This is a genomic window from uncultured Gimesia sp. (assembly GCF_963972345.1).
Classification (GTDB): Bacteria; Planctomycetota; Planctomycetia; order Planctomycetales; family Planctomycetaceae; genus Gimesia.
This window is the reverse complement of record NZ_CAXAVM010000143.1, coordinates 1-18,855: the sequence shown is the minus strand read 5'-3', so window position 1 is coordinate 18,855 and position 18,855 is coordinate 1. Positions and strand designations below refer to the sequence as shown.

General features: G+C 51.1%; 17 protein-coding genes and 1 tRNA gene. 12 read left to right on the top strand and 6 right to left on the bottom strand.

Annotation, left to right across the window (positions count from 1 at the left end):
- The 5 genes from AACZ40_RS20510 to AACZ40_RS20490 all read left to right on the top strand — a co-directional run.
- Positions 1–1,272 (top strand): Gfo/Idh/MocA family oxidoreductase (locus AACZ40_RS20510; RefSeq protein WP_339675659.1); only part of this gene is annotated, 1,272 nt, incomplete at its 5' end.
- A gap of 115 nt (positions 1,273–1,387) precedes the next feature.
- Positions 1,388–2,374 carry a DUF6807 family protein gene (locus tag AACZ40_RS20505; RefSeq protein ID WP_291179010.1) on the top strand — a complete coding sequence of 329 codons (987 nt, stop codon included), beginning with the start codon at positions 1,388–1,390 and terminating at the stop codon, positions 2,372–2,374.
- 8 nt (positions 2,375–2,382) lie between these two features.
- The gene (locus AACZ40_RS20500) at positions 2,383–2,766 is read left to right on the top strand and encodes a CoA-binding protein (protein ID WP_291179007.1); all 384 of its coding nucleotides are present in this window, start codon (positions 2,383–2,385) and stop codon (positions 2,764–2,766) included.
- A gap of 116 nt (positions 2,767–2,882) precedes the next feature.
- A complete protein-coding gene (locus AACZ40_RS20495) occupies positions 2,883–3,410 on the top strand; it encodes a UvrB/UvrC motif-containing protein (protein WP_291179004.1) in 528 nt (175 codons plus the stop codon).
- Between the two features lie 141 nt (positions 3,411–3,551).
- Positions 3,552–3,633 (top strand) — tRNA-Leu (locus AACZ40_RS20490).
- A gap of 38 nt (positions 3,634–3,671) precedes the next feature.
- Here the strand turns inward: AACZ40_RS20490 and AACZ40_RS20485 are convergent.
- Positions 3,672–5,723 (bottom strand): PEP/pyruvate-binding domain-containing protein, encoded by a 2,052-nt coding sequence (locus tag AACZ40_RS20485; protein ID WP_291179001.1) that lies wholly within the window; start codon positions 5,721–5,723, stop codon positions 3,672–3,674.
- Positions 5,724–6,207: 484 nt separating this feature from the next.
- Between AACZ40_RS20485 and AACZ40_RS20480 the strand changes: the two genes are divergently transcribed.
- From AACZ40_RS20480 to AACZ40_RS20470, 3 genes are all read left to right on the top strand, one after another.
- The gene (locus AACZ40_RS20480) at positions 6,208–6,327 is read left to right on the top strand and encodes a prepilin-type N-terminal cleavage/methylation domain-containing protein (RefSeq protein ID WP_291178998.1); all 120 of its coding nucleotides are present in this window, start codon (positions 6,208–6,210) and stop codon (positions 6,325–6,327) included.
- A 5-nt stretch (positions 6,328–6,332) separates the two neighbouring features.
- Positions 6,333–7,130 (top strand): DUF1559 domain-containing protein, encoded by a 798-nt coding sequence (locus tag AACZ40_RS20475; RefSeq protein WP_291178995.1) that lies wholly within the window; start codon positions 6,333–6,335, stop codon positions 7,128–7,130.
- A 192-nt stretch (positions 7,131–7,322) separates the two neighbouring features.
- A complete protein-coding gene (locus AACZ40_RS20470; RefSeq protein ID WP_291178993.1) occupies positions 7,323–7,709 on the top strand; it encodes a carboxypeptidase-like regulatory domain-containing protein in 387 nt (128 codons plus the stop codon).
- A 2-nt stretch (positions 7,710–7,711) separates the two neighbouring features.
- Here AACZ40_RS20470 and AACZ40_RS20465 read toward each other — a convergent pair whose 3' ends face one another.
- The 4 genes from AACZ40_RS20465 to AACZ40_RS20450 form a co-directional block, all read right to left on the bottom strand.
- Entirely contained in the window at positions 7,712–8,815 is a 1,104-nt protein-coding gene (locus AACZ40_RS20465) for an acyltransferase (protein ID WP_291178991.1), read from the bottom strand.
- A 180-nt stretch (positions 8,816–8,995) separates the two neighbouring features.
- Positions 8,996–9,421 carry a hypothetical protein gene (locus tag AACZ40_RS20460; RefSeq protein ID WP_291178989.1) on the bottom strand — a complete coding sequence of 142 codons (426 nt, stop codon included), beginning with the start codon at positions 9,419–9,421 and terminating at the stop codon, positions 8,996–8,998.
- Between the two features lie 176 nt (positions 9,422–9,597).
- Positions 9,598–11,139, bottom strand: a complete 1,542-nt coding sequence (locus tag AACZ40_RS20455) for a sulfatase (RefSeq protein WP_291178986.1) — start codon at positions 11,137–11,139, stop codon at positions 9,598–9,600.
- A 96-nt stretch (positions 11,140–11,235) separates the two neighbouring features.
- Positions 11,236–11,718, bottom strand: a complete 483-nt coding sequence (locus AACZ40_RS20450; protein ID WP_291178983.1) for a hypothetical protein — start codon at positions 11,716–11,718, stop codon at positions 11,236–11,238.
- A gap of 328 nt (positions 11,719–12,046) precedes the next feature.
- Here AACZ40_RS20450 and AACZ40_RS20445 point away from each other — a divergent pair, with 328 nt between their 5' ends.
- Positions 12,047–13,669, top strand: a complete 1,623-nt coding sequence (locus tag AACZ40_RS20445) for an NAD(P)/FAD-dependent oxidoreductase (protein ID WP_339675650.1) — start codon at positions 12,047–12,049, stop codon at positions 13,667–13,669.
- A gap of 340 nt (positions 13,670–14,009) precedes the next feature.
- On the top strand, positions 14,010–15,104 hold the full coding sequence (locus AACZ40_RS20440) for a choloylglycine hydrolase family protein (protein WP_291178977.1): 1,095 nt from the start codon (positions 14,010–14,012) through the stop codon (positions 15,102–15,104).
- A 33-nt stretch (positions 15,105–15,137) separates the two neighbouring features.
- Here the strand turns inward: AACZ40_RS20440 and AACZ40_RS20435 are convergent, their stop codons facing one another.
- A complete protein-coding gene (locus AACZ40_RS20435; RefSeq protein WP_291178974.1) occupies positions 15,138–16,193 on the bottom strand; it encodes a GntR family transcriptional regulator in 1,056 nt (351 codons plus the stop codon).
- A gap of 129 nt (positions 16,194–16,322) precedes the next feature.
- Here AACZ40_RS20435 and AACZ40_RS20430 point away from each other — a divergent pair, with 129 nt between their 5' ends.
- A complete protein-coding gene (locus AACZ40_RS20430) occupies positions 16,323–17,498 on the top strand; it encodes a sialidase family protein (RefSeq protein WP_291178971.1) in 1,176 nt (391 codons plus the stop codon).
- A gap of 66 nt (positions 17,499–17,564) precedes the next feature.
- The coding region (locus tag AACZ40_RS20425; protein WP_339675648.1) for an FAD-dependent oxidoreductase at positions 17,565–18,855 on the top strand (1,291 nt) is incomplete at its 3' end.

Sequence of the window (18,855 nt, the reverse complement as noted above, 5' to 3'; positions counted from 1 at the left end):
GCCGTCGCTGATGTGTATTCGGAACATCGGGACCGCACCGCTAATTATATCAAAAAAGAGCTGGGAAATGACGTCGCTGCCTACGTCGATTACCGTGACATGCTCGAAAAAGAAAAACTGGATGCCGTCTGTATCGGAACTCCCGACCACTGGCACGCCAAACAGACAATCGACTCCATGAACGCTGGTTTGCACGTCTACTGTGAAAAACCGATGACAAAGAAAGTCGAAGAAGCCCTGGAGGTCGTGGATACCTGGAAGAAGACGGGCAAAATCATGCAGGTCGGCGTGCAGTCCACCAGTCTCCCTGTCTGGGATGACGTACGGGCCCGTCTGCAGGAGGGTCAACTGGGTAAAGTGCTCCAGTTCCAGACTGAATACTTCCGTAATTCCTCAATGGGACAGTGGCGGTATTACGCTCTGAAAAAAGAGATGAACCCACAGAACATTGACTGGAACCTCTGGCTGGGAACCAAAGAAGGTCTGGCCGAATACCAGCCGTTCGACCGTGCTGTCTACGCCCAGTGGCGTCGATTCTGGCCCTTCGGTTCCGGCATGTTTACTGACCTGTTCGTCCACAGAACCACCGCCATGCTCAAAGCAACCGGACTGCGTTACCCCGGTCGCGTTGTCGGAGCAGGGGGGCTGTACCTGGAATACGACGGCCGCGACGTTCCCGATGTGGCCACGGTTGCTGCTGACTTCAATGAAGGGGTCCAGGGACTGGTGAATGCCACCATGTGTAACCAGGAAACCCGCATCAAGCAGATCATCCGCGGGCACAATGGTTCATTTGTCTTTGGCAATGGCGAAGGTTTTGACGGGTATGATTTCATTCCCGAACGGCCTCAGGTTACGCGCGACAGTTCCCTGAAACAGCAGCGGATCGATGTCGCTCAGATTAAAGATACGACCTATGCCCACTTCAAGAACTGGGTCGAAGCAATGCAGGCCAACGATCAGAGCAAGTGTAACAACCCACCTGATCTGGGTGCGGCAGCAATCGCCGTGGTCAATATGGGATCAAACAGCTATCGTAATGGTAAGGTCTACCACTTCGATGCAGATACCCACAAGATCACAGAAGGGGATGGCAGCTGGTCGAAAAAATGGGAAGCCATGTCAGAAGCACGGCAGAAGCCCAAACACATCCCAGGCTGGAAAGCCGGCGATAAAGGAAGTGTCTTGGAAGAGCCCAGCTACATGACTCTCGCGGGCCCCTGGGTCGACGGGAAACCACCTAAAAATAATCCTGATTCCAACGCGGGTTAAACCCGGCACCGGACGATTCCAATCCCGTATTCCTCCCCGGAATACGGGATTTTTTATGAGTCATTCTGATTGCAACAGACTTTACATTCAACAACTAACATCCATGGAACCTGCTATGAAGCGTCTTTCTGTTCTCTCCATTCTCCTGTTGTCCCTCTTTTCAGTTACCGCAGGCCTGCACGCCAGTGAGAAATCGGGCTTCACCTGGAAAGATCAGCCTGAGAAGAAAGTGGCTGATCTGTACTTCAATGGCAATCCTGTCCTGCAGTACGTCTATCCCTATGACGACTCGTCTAAACAGAGTTTTCACGACACTTACAAAGTCTTTCACCACGTCTACGGACCTGGCAGCAGAGAAGTCATCACAAAAGGCCCCGGCGGAAAATACACACACCACCGTGGTTTGTATGTCGGATGGAATAAAACGAAATTTGCTGGCAAAGAACTCGATTTCTGGCACTGTAAAAACGGCGCGCATCTGCGGCACGAAAAAATGCTGGAAATGAAAGGGGGCCCGAAGGAAGGCACCATGACTTCCGAAATCCGCTGGGAAGACGGTGAGGGAAAGCCGGTGATCATTGAAACCCGCAAAGTAACGGTCACTCCCATTGATGTCGCCAACTCGAAATTCCCTGCCTGGCAGATCGACTGGCAGACCCAGTTGGAAAGCAAGCGAGGCGAAATTGTTCTGGAAGGGGACCGCCAGCACGCCGGATTCCAGTTCCGGGCTGCACAAGACGTCGCCGAATCCAACAATGCCACATATGTACGCCCCGAAGGTTTTCCCCAGCAGACTGCTCCGGTTCAGGTCTCTGATAAAACGGATCCTGATGGCCACATCAACCTGGGCTGGTTTGCCATGTCTTACGAAATCGACGGCAAACGCTACAACGTGGAATACATGGAAGACCCCGGCGTCCCCAAACCGTCGCGTTATTCCGAACGTCCCTACGGTCGATTCGGTGCCTTCTTCGCTACGAAGTTCGATGAAAGCAAACCTCTGGAAATGAAGTACCGGGTGATTGTCAGTGAAGGAAAAGCACCTTCACAGTCAGAAGTACAAAAGCATTATGACGAGTTTGTTTCCTCATTGAAAAAATAGGATTAGGCATGCCAAAGCAGACAGTCGCGATCATTGGAGCCAGTACGGACCGTCAGAAATACGGAAATAAATCGGTCCGCGCTCATTTGAAACAGGGATATGATGTTTTCCCCGTGCATCCGACAGAAAAACACATTGAGGGATTAACTGCCTACTCAAGTCTGGCCGAACTTCCCGAAGTGCATCTGAATCGGATCAGCGTGTATGTTCCCCCGCAGATCGGGATCGGCCTACTGGAAGAAATCAAGGCGAAAGGAGCCGACGAAGTCTGGTTCAACCCGGGCAGCGAAAGTCCTGAGTTGCTTCAGAAGTCCAGTGAGCTGGGATTGAACATTATCCAGGCCTGCAGCATAGTCGACATCGGTGAATCGCCGTCTGCTCATCCGGATTGAAATCAATTTGGGAATCGCGATTGAGCCCCGCTGCCGGTTCGTATAGAATCGGAATAGAGGTGAGACGTTTCCTGTTCAGCGAAGCCTTATCAGTCCGAAATCCAAAAGTTTTGACCATGAAAAAATGCAGAGTCTGTAATAAACCCGCCGTCTACCACCTGACCGAAATTCAAAACGGGCAGGCACAGGCACTCCATTTCTGCGAAGAACATTTTCAGGAATATATCAGTGGCCAGGCCCCTTCAGACGAATGGGAACCACAGGATGAAGCCACGCTGATCGAATTGAATTCACAGGACCTGGAACTCGATGAGGAACTGGAATGCCCCAACTGCGGAATCACGTTCCAGGAATTTCGCAGTGAAGGGCGCCTGGGCTGTCCACATGACTACATCGCGTTCCGCGAGCCCCTGATTCAGCTCCTGGAAAATATCCATGGTGCCTGCGAACATATCGGCAAGTTTCCCAAGCGGGCTCCCACGTCGAGTCAGCAGCAGTACAATCTGATTAAACTGCGTCGGGAGTTGACCGCTGCGGTGGCTGAGGAAAATTACGAGGTCGCCGCCTCTCTGCGCGATCAGATTTCGAAACTGGAACAGGAAGAAGAAAACGAATCATCCGACACGGATCCGTCCACGGAATAATGCGAGGAAGCTGTCTCAGACTCTGCGGGAACGAACGCCGAAATCTTCGGGAATCCCGCTGAAAGTCCGACTTTTTTCTCTCCTCCGATTTGTATCAATTACCGGAAACCGTTAGTATTCCCACTGAAAGTAACTCCATCCGGGGATGTGGTGGAATTGGCAGACACGCTAGATTTAGGATCTAGTGCCGCAAGGCGTGCAGGTTCAAGTCCTGTCATCCCCATTTGAAAACACTGATGCCGAACGGGTATCAGTGTTTTTTTACGACTGCTGTTTCTCCAGAATTCGTACAACCTGCGCGTAGGTGTCGATCTCAATCAGGTCCCCGGTCTGAATTCTCAAGGTTGCCTCACGTGTACCGATTAATGTCGGCTTTTTCAGCTCCCGGGCCAGAATCGCGGCATGACAGGCAATCCCGCCATCATCGGTCACAATCGCACCACACTGTTGCAGTAAAGGCATCAATGCCGGATTGGACTGAATGGAAACCAGAATTTCATCAGGTGAGATTGTCTGCCCCAGCGCATCCAGGCTGAGCACAACCCGCGCCTTGCCCCGAAAGATTCCCGGCCACGCGACCTGACCTGTCAGCTCATTTGAGTCAGTACAAGCCTGCAATTTTCGCTGCTTCGCCAGTCGCGTCAGTAAATATCCGGTCTGAGAAACAAGGTGAAATGTTTCCTGCCCATTAATGACCTGGAAAATGAACCGCTTTCCCTCCCGGATTGCCTCGTATCGAGATTCCAAAAGTTCGCAGGTCACCGTTCCCGCTTTCAATTCGCTCCACAAGATCAATTCACAGGCGCGATCCGGCTCTGCAAAGCCGAGTTGCTCAGCAGTCTGAAACGCCAGGGGTTGCAGGATATTTCGTTCGATTACCGGATACAGGGAATGGGAGCGAATCTGCTCTGCCAGAGATCTTACTTCAGGATCGTCAATCTGATGTGTTTCAATATAAATCAGAACCCAGGCAGGGAAGACCGTTGTATGCTGGGCAATGTCTGCAAACAGGTCTTCCAGTTCTGTGAAATTTTCAAACCCGCCCAGGCCCTGTTCAATCACGGGGGAAGCCTGTGCATAAATTCCAAGTCCATATCGTAGAATGCGGATGAGCTGCTCCCGGTGATTCTGGAACAGGTCGCCGATACGCTCGAAAAATGCTTCACTGGAAGCATGAGGATAAAACAGATTCATCAGCCCGGTCTCATCCTGAATCAGCAATGCCTCATTCAGGTGACCGCCGAGAGTATTGTCTGCATGCTTTGCATCCAGCCAGTAGGGTAAAATTGAGGCAGCCAGCAGAAAAAAAGGACGACGAACGGTAAACTGCCATCCCTGCGAATCATCAATCAGCTTCTGGTCATATTCCGCCGCCAGGGTTGTGATCGGCCGCGCCTGCAACACCTGGAAGTTCCCATCCTGAATGGCCCACTCAGTATCAATGGGATGACCGTAATGCGTTTGCAACCGGTGCAGCAGGGCGGAGTACTCAGCAACCTGCTGCAACGTAATTTTCGGTTGCCTGCCACGACCATCAAGTTTCTGCCAGACCGGTTTCGAGGTGTCCTCACGAATCCACAACGCTTCTTTCTGATTACCAGTGATTGATTCCAGAATCTGCTGTGAACCTCGTTCGACAATAAACTGATCCGGCGTGATTCTCCCGGAAACAATTGCTTCTCCCTGTCCCAGACAGGCTTCGATTAATTGAATACCAGGTTCTTGAGTGACTGGATGGACTGAAAATCCGATGCCAGAGATTTCACTGTCTACCATCTGTTGCACGACCACTGCCACAGAAATCTCGCCAGTAGAGAACCCATGACGCCCGCCATACGACAACGCAGACTCGCTGAACAGGGACAGCCAGCAACTCCTGATTTTCTCAATTATTTCTGCGGGAGAGACATTCAGAAATGTCTCCAGTTGCCCCGCCCAGGCACTGGTCGCACTGTCTTCACAAGTGGCACTCGATCGAACCGAAACACGTGGAGCCGCTAATTGATCCGCTGCCTTCTGTACGGCTTCACAGAGTTCAACTGGCAATTCAACAGCTTCAATACAGGATTTAATGCGCTGGTGAGCCAGAGAAAGATCAATCTGACCGGCTTTCAATGCCTGTATGGTTTCAAGCACCGGACGCTGGATTTGTTCGGAAGAAAAATAGGTGCGAAACGCAGAACTCGTTACGACAAAGCCAGGGGGAACGGGAGCTTGTGCCCGCATCAGTTCTCCCAGCGAAGCACCTTTGCCCCCCGCCTGTGAAACAAAAGAGGAATCCAGTTCAGAGAGTTGATAAATGAGACGGACCATTTTTGTCCTGCTTAATTCCTGGAGTTCGGTTACCCATACACATTTACAGAAACGACAGGAAAGTAACGGATTTATCTCCTCGTGTTAACACCTTCCCGATGTTTCACGATTCAATTTCTACTAAGTCACTCTTTATTTGATACCGTTGCCAGCTACTTGTTTTGGGGTTGTCCCCTCGCGAAAACCACCCTTGAACAGCGCCACAAGTTCACCACTAACCTCTTTGTATACTTCACTTTACTACGACATCTTTTAGAGGGACCAAAAACGTTCAAGCAAATCCCAGATTTTAATTAGATTTATTTATGAATAACCTTGTGGGACCTTCATCTCCCGCACATAATTTATTAGCTCTGTTAAGAATTCTTTACTTATTCGGAGCCAAACTCATTTCGCTAATTACGCGCTCTCATTAACGAAATACCAGTCACGTCCATTCTTCTGAATTCTATTTCGTTATTCTCTTTCTCTAAAAGGCACTTTCATGCGCACCCTCAACTCAAGACGACACGGTTTCACACTGATTGAACTTCTGGTGGTGATTGCGATCATCGCCATCTTAATCGCACTCCTGCTACCCGCAGTACCTGTAAAAACAATCTGAAACAAATGGGCCTGGCTCTACACAACTATCACGACACTCATCGCGTATTTCCACCAGCCACTATTAACGCTGGTCTTAACGGTTGCAATAATGTACACGGCACGACTGGCATCCTGTTGAATCACACTTGCTACCAGATGATCCTGCCATTCATTGATCAGGCCAATATCTATAATCTGTATAACTGGAGCCTCCCCAGCGGTCGTGCTAATCATGGAACTAGTTGCACAGGAACTGTCACTACAGACCAGTATTCTGTTGTGAAATCACCCGTCCCCGTTTTTCTATGCCCCTCAGACCCCGGTAATCAATCAAACTCAACCACATCTTCTGCTTATTATGTAAGCCCCGGCTGGCGTACCAGCTATGGAGTTGTGAGCCACACTACGAGCGTAGCCGGTAGTACACCGGGTCTAGGCAGTTGGGGCTCTAATACAAGTTTAGCAAAAGGAACACTTGGGCCTAACGGCGCTGCCAAATTCCGAGATATTACTGACGGAACCAGTAATACTATGGTTCTTTGTGAAACACAGTTGATAAAGACCTCAACCAGTTATGGTCCTTACTGGAATGCAGCAACTCACACTTTTTACATTGCAGCAGGAAGTTCTGGTTATACCTTGAACTTCGACAACAGCGGTGGAAAACAATATGCCTGGGGGGCAGGCAGCTTTCATGTCGGCGGCGGACACATCCTTTTGGCCGACGGTGCCGTGCGTTTCCTTAGCGAAAATGTCGACCGTCTGGGAGTAGTTCAGGCTATGATTTCTGTCAGAGGCGGAGAGATCATTCCCGAATTCTAACGGTCTGTTCTCTCTCTTATTCCTACTGTCTATCGTCTGATTTACCGCGATGGTATATTGCCATCGCGGTATTTCTAATCCTGAATCACAGACGGCAGATAGTTTCAACCTCTCAATCTTCTTTAAATTAGATTTAGTTATATCATGCTCAATTTTTCCATACCACAACGATTTCACTCTGTACTTTATACCATGTTGATCTTTTCTCTCTCAGGCTGCTTTGGCAGTGGGGGCGAACCAATTCCTGATCTGGCATCCGTTTCTGGAGTCGTTACATTAGATGGCGCACCACTCGATGGTGCAAAAATTATTTTCGAACCGCAACAGGTTTCAGACAATGGGCGACGCCACACTTCCAGTGCAACCACGGAAAGTGATGGCGCTTACACGCTCGAATATAATTCGGAAGCTTCAGGTGCTACGCAAGGGACTCACAAAGTGATGATCAGCAAGATGCCGGATGACCCGGAGCAGGCAGGGGAGCAACTGGTACCTGCCAAGTATAACAACGAGACTGAATTGACAGCTGAGGTCAAAGAAGGCGATAACACTTTCAACTTCGATTTGAAATCGAAATAGAATTACTCGGCGGACAGGCTGGCGGGTTGCCGAACCGTCAGCTTATCTTCAGACGCTTCGACCGCGGCGACATAATGACTGCTGCGTAACAGGAAGCGTTTCTCAACCAGATTCCACATCAGAACTGCCCCCACCGCGGTCAGTCCGATGGTGGTCAACAGAAACAGCCACGGGCGTTCTGCAAACCAGCCCGAATTCAGCAGTAACTGCAGAATGGGAAAATGCAGGATGTAAACTCCATAAGAAAAATCTCCATACTTCCCGAAGTTTCCTGCATAGAGAAACAACCCGAAAAAGACAACCAGCGACGCCAGCGCTGCCGGCTGCAACCAGGGCAGGGGAAGCACAACCCAGTCCACTACGAGAATCACAGCAGCAGCAGCGGTAAACGCTTTGATGTGTTGCTCGAAGAACTTCAGATAATAAAACAAAGTTGCCCCTGCCATAAAGAAGCACATCTGACCCGGCAGTTGTCGCGCCAGTCGCGAGTAGAACTCCACCCCCGTCCTTCCAGAAGCTGACAGCAGAAATTCGCTGTAGGCAATCGAAAGCAGGTAAATCACAATCAGGAGCGGCAATCTGGGAAAACGCCTGAAAAAATAGACGAGCACGGGCACCGCCATATAAAACATCGCTTCGACTTTCAATGTCCACAATGCACCGTTAACGACATCAAATTTATTCGCATCAAAAACTCCCGGCAGGGAAGGTTGCACAAAGTTCAAAAACGTCAGGTTAGCAACCAGGTATTTCAACCATGCCAGTGAGTAATACTCCTCAACCGTTTTCTGACTCATCAGTACCAGAAAAACCGCAGACAATATGATTACGGTGAAATAAGCCGGATAAATCCGTCGTACCCGTTTACTGGCATAGGATTTCAGCGAGGAAGATCGCTCATAACTCATGACGATCAGGAAACCACTGACTACAAAAAAGCCCTGTACAGCAACCTTCGAGGACAGAATACCTGCCAGAGTTGCCAGCTGAGCAAAGTCGGAAACTTCATAGGCATGCACCAGGCAGACCGTCGACGCCAGCAGCAGGCGGAGGAGATCGAAGTTATTTTTTTTCAGGCGTGGGTGATCGAGGGGCAGCGAATCCATTTTCTGTCCCGGAGTAGAACTAATACTAACGGTGGAATGACTCCCCGGAATGTCGCTGAACTCACCCGATCTGTCAAGATGGGTTATCTCTGTTTAATCTGCTGCGCAACCCCAGTGATAGTCGACAGATTGGAATCACGGCGCCATCTCAGCACTGAATTTTACAGAAATCACTTTGTTTCAGTGACGCTTGTCCTGACTCGGAACAGTGGATTTCGTCACGGTGCCACAATTTAATCGCGAATCGAATCGCTCTTCTGATCCGGATTTCTTCTGAAAAAACAGACTGGCCGCATAATCCTGGTTCTGCTCAGACAGGCGGAATTCATGGTCAAGTGATGGATTTTCAGGCAGTCGATCAGTAGCAGTAACAAAGAAGCCAGCCACACTGATCACGATGTTCAAAGTCAGCATCACCAAAATATTACCGGGTGATTCATCCAGTTCAGCACGGCGCAGAGAGTACGAATCCCGATCTGACTGCTGCTCAGGCACCATCTTACAGTCGCAAAATCGACACTGATCCGCGTCCCGTTCAATGTCCGCCTGACAACCGGGACATTTCTCAAACTGGGTGCGCGGTTCCTGGTAATAATACTCCTTCATTTCCGTTCCCCCTCTTCTGGTACATCGAACTGAAAACACATATGCCAGGACGAATGGCCCACAATCTCCTGAGGGTTATTTTAAATCATGGAAACGAAACTGACAATCTTTTTTTGAGAACGACAACCATGTGAAACAATTATTCATGAAATATAAATACAGTCATTTGCCAGGGATCAGTTCTTCGCATCCTTTTCTCTCATCAGTTCGGCTGGAAAATCTGCTGGCTTCGCACCACTTTTAAGCCGCAGGTTAGCCCCCATACGACGCTTGTGGCTGAACGGGACCCGGTCGGCATCTGCTTTCTCCAGAATCTGGTGCAGGTCCGCCCGCATGTTCTGAATACGTTTCTGCTGGTCCTTGTCGAAGATCAGATTGTGCTCTTCGTGGGGATCTTTCTCCATATCATAGAGTTCATCAATATCCCAGATGCCATGATATTGAATGAATTTATACCGCGGCGTTCGCAGCGCAAACGTGGTTGGCGTCTGGGGAAAATTGTATTCCCAGTAATATTCGTAGAGAATATTCTGTCGCCAGTCTTTCGCAGGCATCTTGCCGGCGGCCAGTTGCAGAAAGCTTTGACCATCCATCTGGGGTGGTGTCTTCAATCCGGCTGCCGCCAGGATCGTCGGACCAATATCGATATTCGCTACCACTTCGTTGATCACCGTTCCCGGTTTCCACAAACCAGGACAGACCCCCACCAGGGGAACTCGCATGGAGGCCTCATAAGCGGTCCGTTTGTCGATGAGACCATGTTCGCCCCACTGGAAACCGTTGTCTCCCATATACATCACCAGGGTATTCTCCGCCAGACCGTTGTCTTTCAGCCATTTCCTTACACGGGCAATCGATTCATCCACACTCAACAGAGCTTCACAATACAGACGATAATGCTCTTCGATGTCCGTATCCTGGTGATAGGCAAAATCGACACCATGCCAGCTGTTCCGCTGATTCTTGAGCCACATCGGCTTGTTGAAGTAATTCTCCGAAGTGTTTTCCATCGTTTTGGGAATCGGCATCGACTTGTCTTTGTAACGCCCCGCGTGTCGCTCCGCCGGATGGAACATCCCGTGCACCCCTTTATGGGACAGATATACAAAGAACGGTTTACCACTCGGTTTCACCGTATCATCCAGCCATTCGATGGCGTAATCCGTCAGCTCATCCGTGATATAGCCTTTTTGAGGCACCGATTTCCCATCGATATTCAGCGACCAGTTTTTCAGATGTTCCGGCGGATAATAATGTCCTTGGCCGCGAAAAGAGATCCACTTATCAAAACCGGGGCGCGGATCATCCGAGTGCCCCCCCATATGCCATTTACCGAAGAATCCGGTCTGGTAGCCTGCCTGCTGCAGATACTGGGGGAAGAAGATCGTGCCCGGTTTCGCTGATACGTTGTTATCCACGACTCCATGATTATGCATGTACTGACCGGTTAAAATCGATGCACGACTGGGCGAACAGAGCGATGTCGTGACCATCGCATTTTTGAAGTAGACACCCTCTTTCGCCAGCGCATCCATTGCCGGGGTCTCCACCCAGGGATGTCCCAGAAAACCCATCACATCATAACGATGATCATCGGCCAGGATGAAAACCACATTTTTAGGTTTAGCGCCTTCGATCTTTTCCAGTTTCAAATCCGCAGCAGAAACCGGGGTAAGCAGAACACAGAACAGTAAGCACAGCAGAGAAATCAGTCGCATGAGTTCACCCGTTATCAGATTTTTTTGTCGTTACTAAAATTAGATCGAAATCGCCATCCGCTGGCGGGAAAAAGTGAGCGCCTTCAAGCCGCTCAGTTATTGTGCAGACGCGGCGTCTGTCTGCTCTTTGTCGGACTCCGATTGATCCAGTTTTTTCTCATCTTTATCTTCCACAGGATCTGCTTTCAGAATCACGCCACCGTAGGTCGATTTCAGATGGCCGTCCGGGGATTCGAAGATCACGTACTCGTTCGCCTTGGCATTTTGTTCCTGTAGCAATTTTCCATCTATACCCCAGGTAACCTGATAGTTCAAGCTTTTGATTTTCTCGATCGCATCCAGGGCGTTCTGTCGAGCGGGATCCTGTAAGCTGGCTGCATACGTTTCCAGATCTTCCCAGTGCTGAGGCACTTTTTTCTTTACCTCAGCACTGATCTTGTAGATGGCTGTCACAATGTCAAGTGCGTTTTCCTCGGGACTCATCGGAGCCGCTGCTTTGGGCGGAGACGCAGATCTTCCACAGCCGACCACTAAGAATACTCCCAGCATTAATATGATTGAGAACCGAATTCGATTCATTTCCATCCTTGCTATTTCCGAAATAAGTTCATGAGTTTCTTTGAAATTGAAGTACAAAGCAGATCATAACCGGCTCCAGAGCGACTGTACACACTCTACCAGAAATCGAACTCATTTTTTAAGATACGGTTCTCACCCGCTCGACTGTAGACAGTTTGACTGTAACGTCTCAAGTGTCCTTTGAACTGTATATTATTGATGGGAGACGCTCTGGCTAAATGTGATGCGCTCGCGATCGATTTATTCGCACACTGGCACATCCCCGCAGTTTTTTCATAATACAACCTGCTCAGTAAATAGATTCCTTTCTCTACCGGAAACAACATCCATGTACGATTGTGTGATTATCGGAGCAGGGCATAACGGTCTGGTGTGCGCCCATCAGCTGGCAAAACGGGGCTGGAAAATTCTCGTTCTCGAACGTCGTGAACTGGTCGGCGGTGCCAGCGTGACCGAAAATCTCTGGCCCGGTTTTAAAGTTTCTACCGCTTCTTACCTGGTCAGTCTGCTCCTGCCCGAAGTCGAACAGGAAATGCAACTGGCCCGGCATGGTTATCGTGTGCTGCCGCGTAATCCCAGTTCATTCACCCCCGGGACCGATGGCAGATCGTTATTACTCGGCCCCGATCTGAAACAGAATCAGGAACAGATCGCACAGTTCAGCACACGCGATGCGGAACAGTTCCCCCGTTATGAAGCGATGCTGGAAAAAATCGCCGAGTGCCTGGAGCCCGCTCTCATCCAGACGCCCCCCGATCTGCTGCCATTACCGGCCAGCTGGCGCTCCGTCGGTTTCAGAAAGAAACTCCGCGACACCAAAACGGCCTACCAGTTACATCAGTCACTCAAACAGCTGGGTGAGACGATCCCTGAAGCCATCGAACTGCTTACCGGCCCCGCACTCCCCATTCTGAACCGCTGGTTTGAATCTGATATCCTCAAAGCAACACTGGCCACCGATGCGATCATCGGCACTTTTCAACCGCCGTCCGCTCCGGGAACCGCCTATGTGTTACTGCACCACGTGATGGGATCCGCCGGCGGCGCACGTGGCGTCTGGGGTTATGTGGAAGGAGGCATGGGAGCTTTGAGCCAGGCGATGGCAGCCTCAGCGAAAGCAGCAGGCGTCGAAATCCGCACGGGTATCTCGGTGGAAGAAATCCTCATCACGGACCAGCAGATATCTGGTGTCCGGCTCTCCAACGGTGAAGCCATCACGACCCGCTGCGTCGCTTCGAACGCCGATGCGCATGTGACATTCGAAAAACTGATCCCTGCGGGCACGCTTCCCGGTTCATTTGAGAAAGCAGTCAGCCGGATTGACTACAGCAGCGCCAGCATGAAGATTAATGTTGCCGTCAGTGAACTGCCCGATTTCACCTGTCTGCCCGGCAATCAGGAACCGCAGCCACAGCATCGGGGAACCATCCATATTGGCGCCACCTGTGAAGAGATCGAACGAGCCTACGATGATGCCAAGTACGGCGTCCCATCACAAAAGCCCATTATTGAAATGACGATTCCCTCAGCCGTCGACAGTACGCTGGCGCCTCCCGGCCAGCATCTCCTCTCACTGTTTGTGCAATACGCCCCCTACCAGTTGGCCAGCGGTAACTGGGATGAGATCAAAGAAGACTTTGCCGATCGCTGTATAAATCGTATTGCCGAATTTGCACCGAATGTGCCTGCGTCAGTTCTGCATCGTCAGGTACTGTCACCACTCGATCTGGAGCGAACTTTCAGCCTGACAGGCGGTAATATCTTTCAGGGAGCCATGCCCGCCCATCAGTTATACAATATGCGTCCGGTGCCCGGCTGGAGCGATTATCGCACCCCCATCAAGGGGCTCTACCTGTGTGGCAGTGCCGCACATCCGGGAGGCGGCGTTATGGGAGCCTGCGGTCGCAACGCCGCGAGAGAGATGCTCCGCGATGGAAAACAGTCACAGTAATTTCATTGTTTTCTGACTCTATTAACACCAGAGCATCACAGCGGGAAACTCCGTTGACCCGGGCTGTCTTGTAAACACACTGCAAACCAGCTGGCAGGGTTTCGTTGTATGTCGCTCAGACGGATCAATCTGATTTGCCGTTACCCTCACTCTCACTTCTGAAGTTTTCGCCGCTGACTTTCTCCTTCGTTTAATTATTGCCACCAGACAGTCGAAGGATATAAAGCCTGCGGGCCGACTCTCGCAGCACAAGGCTCGCGAATTGAGTAGAACCCCTCAAAATCGATCAAGACATCGCACGATTCACACCTGTAATTATATAGAGACACGGGAGATTTTTTTGAAACGTTTCACCCATACCATTGCCATTCTCGGACTGATTTCTCTCATCGTTTTCGCTCCCGCTACCAGCCAGGCTTGTACAGGAATCACCGTTAATCCTGAAGATGGATCTGTCATCTTTGGTCGCACTCTCGAATTCGCCCAGAATCTGCATTCGAATATCATTATTGTTCCTCGCAATCATGCTTACGTCGGGACCGCCCCCGATAACAGACAGGGACTGCAGTGGAATACGCAATATGGCATGGTCGGAATGAATGCGTTTGACCTGCCCTTCATTGCCGACGGCATCAACGAAAAAGGGTTGCATGTCGGCATCTTTTACTTTCCTGGTTATGCCGGCTTTCAGGATGTTTCCGAACAGGAGATTTCCAATACGATCAGCCCGCTCGAAGTTCCCGTATATCTGCTGGGCAGTTGTGCGACCGTCGCAGAAGTAACCGAGAAAATCAAACAGATCAAAGTCGGCAAGACCGTCATGCCCGAACTGGGAGGTGTCCCCCCATTCCACTACATCGCTACCGATGCCAGCGGAAAATCGATTGTCCTGGAATATGTCGACGGTAAGTTGAATCTATTCCAGAACCCGCTCGGAGTATTTACCAACTCGCCTGCTTTTGACTGGCATATGACCAACCTGGGAAATTATGTCAATCTATTGACGAACAATGTTTCCCAGATCGAAATCAAAAACCAGATCATCAAGGGACTCGGACAAGGGAGTGGCATGCTCGGACTCCCCGGCGACTTCACACCACCTTCCCGGTTTGTCCGTGCCGTAGCCTTTTCTGCGAGTGCCTTTCCGGTACCAACAGCCAGAGCAGGGGTTTTGCAGGTATTTCACATTCTCAACCAGTTCGATATTCCCAAAGGAGCTGCCCGCGGTGACGAGAATGGCAAAGTCACTGCTGACTACACTCTGTGGACCGCGGTTTCGGATCTGAAGAATTTACATTACTACTTTCGTACCTACGAAGACAGCACGATTAAAATGATCAACCTGAACTGCATCGATCTGAACGCAGCCGGGATTAAAACCATTTCCATCCAGGGCGAACAGCCGATTATGGATCTCTCGGGCTGCGCGAGGTAAGCCGGCTTCGAGCGTAATCGCTACCGGGGGTTCCTATTCCGGCTGAACCAGTTCCACGGTAACGCGAGTATCCATGGACTGCGCGTCTTCTCCATTCACCTGTCGAATCAGCATTCTGCCAATCTCCTCTCCGTAAGCGACGGGAGAAAGGCAGGCGCGGATGCAGGGAAACGGGCAGCTTACCTGCTCCCGGGCAAACCGGTCAGCGACAACCAGCACCGGACGTCTACTGACAGGAATAGATTCGATCGAGAAACAGTCCGCAATCGCCCGCGCTGCCGGTTCAGAACGACATAACACTCCCAGTTTACCGGTTGAATTTTTGATAACCTCTAATGCCGCCGCCTGAATCGCCCGATCATCTGCGGGAAGACAGCGAATACAGAGTTGATCCAGACCAAAACCTGCCGCTTTCAGCTCCCGCTGAATCGCATCCAACATCTGATGATCTCCCGCCGTCACCTGATCCCGCAGTACAACCAGTATGCGTGCGCACTTCTTGCGCAGCAGTTCCTCAATCAACAGACGACCAATCTGTTCCTGGTCGCGGTCAATCCGGGCCAGCCCGGTAATCGAAGGCTGCAGCAAACCGTTCACCACAGCAGGAAGACCACTCTCTTGCAGAATTCGCTGTACTCCCACCTGCGCCCGCTGTAATACAAAGCCTTCCGGCTCGCTTGACTTCAACGCACGATTGACGATCTCTTCCACATATGCTTCTTCCTCCCGATGAGGCAGAAAATTGAACTGCAATTCCGCATCCGGCAGTTCCCGCTGAATGCCAATCACAATCCCATCAGCGAGCAAGCCTTCGCGTTCCAGAAACTTCTGATGCACGACCAGGTGCACACACTTCAGACTGTGTGACTGTTCTGCATCCGATTCGGCAATGAACGTTCCCGCGCGCTGCTTGCGAACCAGAATGCGACGCTGCGTCAGTAACTGCAACGCCCGGTTCGCAGTCGTACCGCTCACTTGAAACGAGCGGGCGGTCTCACTGGTTGTAAAATAGGGATCGCCGGGTTTTAGTTTGCGGGTTTGAATATCAGTCTGAATCCGTTCGGCCAGATCCACAATCGCCGGTTTCATAGAGGTCACTCATTCGTTTGAAAAAATGCGTTTTATGCTTTCATTTCTCTCAGCAGTTTTATAATATTACAAAAGAGATAATAATATCGCAACAATAATATTATTAACCTTTGACGGGAAACCGGTAAAATGACACAACTTCCTCTGCGCTCCCTGCTGTATTACTCCCTCACACTGCTTGTTATTCTCTCCCCACTGCAACACACTCAGGCCGACGATCTGCAGAAGACGGTCCTGTTCGAAGCACGCGACGGCGAGTACCATCACTACCGCATCCCCGGCATCATCAGCACGAAACAAGGCACGCTGCTCGCCTATTGCGAAGCCCGCAAAGCAGCCGGTGACTGGGCCAACATCGATATTCTCATGCGCCGCAGCACCGATGGCGGCAAGACCTGGCAACCACCACAGATGATTCATGATGCGAAAGAAAACACCGTCAATAATGTGGTCGCCTTCGCTGATTCTAAAACAGGCCAGGTCCATCTGCTGTATTGTGAGAACTACGGCCGCTGTTTTTATATCGACAGTAAAGACGACGGCAAGACCTTCAGTAAACCCGTGGAAATCACCAGTGTCTTCGAACAGTTCCGCAAAGTATACGACTGGAATGTCATCGCCACCGGTCCCGGTCATGGCATCCAGTTACAGAACGGACGACTGCTCGTTCCCGTCTGGTTATCAACCGGTGGTAAAAAACACCGTCCTTCCAGCATCGCTACCATCTTCAGTGACGATCATGGCAAAACCTGGCAGTGCGGTGACATCATCGTAAAACAGGGGGATACTGTCGCCGGGGAAACCGTTGTGAATCCCAGCGAAACCGTCGCCGTCCAGCTGTTTAACAATCAGGTTCTTGTTAACATCCGTACCGAATCTGATCCGCATCGGCGTCTCGTCGCCGTGAGCGATAACGGCGCCACGAACTGGACCGGAAAACGTTTTGACGACCAACTCCGGGAACCGGTCTGCATGGCCAGCATCCTGCGTGTTCCCGCCAGTAAATCACAGCCAGAGAATGCGATTGTGTTTGCGAACCCGGATAACCTGGAAAACAAAACCGGTCGTAGAACGCCCAATCGCGATCGTAAAAACCTGACGCTGCAGGTCAGCTTCGACGACTGTCAGACCTGGTCCAGCAAACGGGTTCTCGAACCGGGTATCAGCGGCTACAGCGATCTGGCAGCGCTGCCCGATGGCTCGATCTACTGCTTCTACGAAGATGGCGGCTTCAAAAATAATGGCTATGACACAACCGCCCTGACAATCGCCCGTTTTCCATTGAAATGGATCTCACAGGACTGACCCGCACACGGACGTCATTAACTCTGAACCCCGGTATCGCTCCCCGAGAAAGATTGAGTTCCTGCCATGCCTCGCAACTTCGTTATTGCTGTCACTCTTATCTGCTGCTCTCTGTTTTTTCTGCAACCAGTCTCTGCTGACAAGCCCGATCACAGCGTCGACATCTGCATCTACGGCGGAACATCCGGAGGCGTTGTCGCTGCCGTCAAAGCAGCCCGACTCGGAAAACAGGCGATACTCATCGAACCCGGACAGCATCTGGGGGGCATGAGTTCCGGCGGACTCAGCTTTTCCGACATGGGGAAAGCGGCAACCGTCGCCGGCATGGCGCGCGAGTTCTATCAGCGTATCGGCGAGAAATACAATAAAACCCTGGAAACACAGCTCGAACCCCATGTCGCCGAACAGGTGTTCGACGAGATGATCAAGCAAGCCGGCGTGACTGTTCTTAAAGGAGAACCACTGAAAGAAGTCATCAAACATGGCCCCCGCATCCAGACTTTAATCACCGAAAACGGAACCCGCATCGACGCGAAGATGTTTATCGACACCACCTACGAAGGCGATCTCCTGGCGGCCGCTGGTGTCTCTTACTCGCTGACCCGCGAAGCCAATTCGCAATACAACGAAACCCTGAATGGCATTCAGTACCACGAAATCCCCCAGGTTAAGTTCGGCAAAGTCGATGCCATCGGTCGCCGCAAAGATCGTCGCGGCTTATGGGACCGTTCCATTCCCCTCGACCCTTATCGCATCCCCGGAAAACCGGACAGCGGCCTGTTGCCTCTGATTGAAGAAGGTGAGCTCGGCACCCCCGGTGAAGCCGCTCCCGGTGTGCAGGCCTACTGTTTTCGACTCTGCGTTACCGACCAACCCGCCAACCGCATCCCCATTCAGCCTCCCGCCAACTACGATCCTGCCCGGTATGAAATCGTCGCCCGTTATATCAAAGCCTGTCAGCAGGCCGGCGATGACATGGACCTCCGCTGGTTCACCAAACACGATGCACTTCCCAACGGCAAATTCGATTTCAACACCGCCTACTTCGGTTTGAACTACGTCGGCGGGAATAAAGGCTACACCGAAGCCAGCCACGCCGAGCGTCAGAAAATCATCAAAGAACACGAAAACTACGCTCGCGGCCTGTATCATTTCCTGAAGACCGATCCGCGCGTCCCCGAAAAAGTCCGGCAGCAGATCAGTCAGTACGGTCTCTGCAAAGATGAATTTCTCGACAACGGAGGCTGGCCGCATCAGCTTTATATTCGCGAGTCACGGCGGATGATCTCCGACCTGGTCATGACAGAACATCATTGTCGCCACACGGAAGTCGCTCCTAAATCCGTTGGTCTGGCTT

Bases quoted from the DNA above. Each gene is read 5' to 3' on its own strand.
- AACZ40_RS20505 (WP_291179010.1), top strand. From the start codon at position 1,388: ATGAAGCGTCTTTCTGTTCTCTCCATTCTCCTGTTGTCCCTCTTTTCA.
- AACZ40_RS20500 (WP_291179007.1), top strand. From the start codon at position 2,383: ATGCCAAAGCAGACAGTCGCGATCATTGGAGCCAGTACGGACCGTCAG.
- AACZ40_RS20495 (WP_291179004.1), top strand. From the start codon at position 2,883: ATGAAAAAATGCAGAGTCTGTAATAAACCCGCCGTCTACCACCTGACC.
- AACZ40_RS20485 (WP_291179001.1), bottom strand. From the start codon at position 5,723: ATGGTCCGTCTCATTTATCAACTCTCTGAACTGGATTCCTCTTTTGTT.
- AACZ40_RS20480 (WP_291178998.1), top strand. From the start codon at position 6,208: ATGCGCACCCTCAACTCAAGACGACACGGTTTCACACTGATTGAACTT.
- AACZ40_RS20475 (WP_291178995.1), top strand. From the start codon at position 6,333: ATGGGCCTGGCTCTACACAACTATCACGACACTCATCGCGTATTTCCA.
- AACZ40_RS20470 (WP_291178993.1), top strand. From the start codon at position 7,323: ATGTTGATCTTTTCTCTCTCAGGCTGCTTTGGCAGTGGGGGCGAACCA.
- AACZ40_RS20465 (WP_291178991.1), bottom strand. From the start codon at position 8,815: ATGGATTCGCTGCCCCTCGATCACCCACGCCTGAAAAAAAATAACTTC.
- AACZ40_RS20460 (WP_291178989.1), bottom strand. From the start codon at position 9,421: ATGAAGGAGTATTATTACCAGGAACCGCGCACCCAGTTTGAGAAATGT.
- AACZ40_RS20455 (WP_291178986.1), bottom strand. From the start codon at position 11,139: ATGCGACTGATTTCTCTGCTGTGCTTACTGTTCTGTGTTCTGCTTACC.
- AACZ40_RS20450 (WP_291178983.1), bottom strand. From the start codon at position 11,718: ATGAATCGAATTCGGTTCTCAATCATATTAATGCTGGGAGTATTCTTA.
- AACZ40_RS20445 (WP_339675650.1), top strand. From the start codon at position 12,047: ATGTACGATTGTGTGATTATCGGAGCAGGGCATAACGGTCTGGTGTGC.
- AACZ40_RS20435 (WP_291178974.1), bottom strand. From the start codon at position 16,193: ATGAAACCGGCGATTGTGGATCTGGCCGAACGGATTCAGACTGATATT.
- AACZ40_RS20430 (WP_291178971.1), top strand. From the start codon at position 16,323: ATGACACAACTTCCTCTGCGCTCCCTGCTGTATTACTCCCTCACACTG.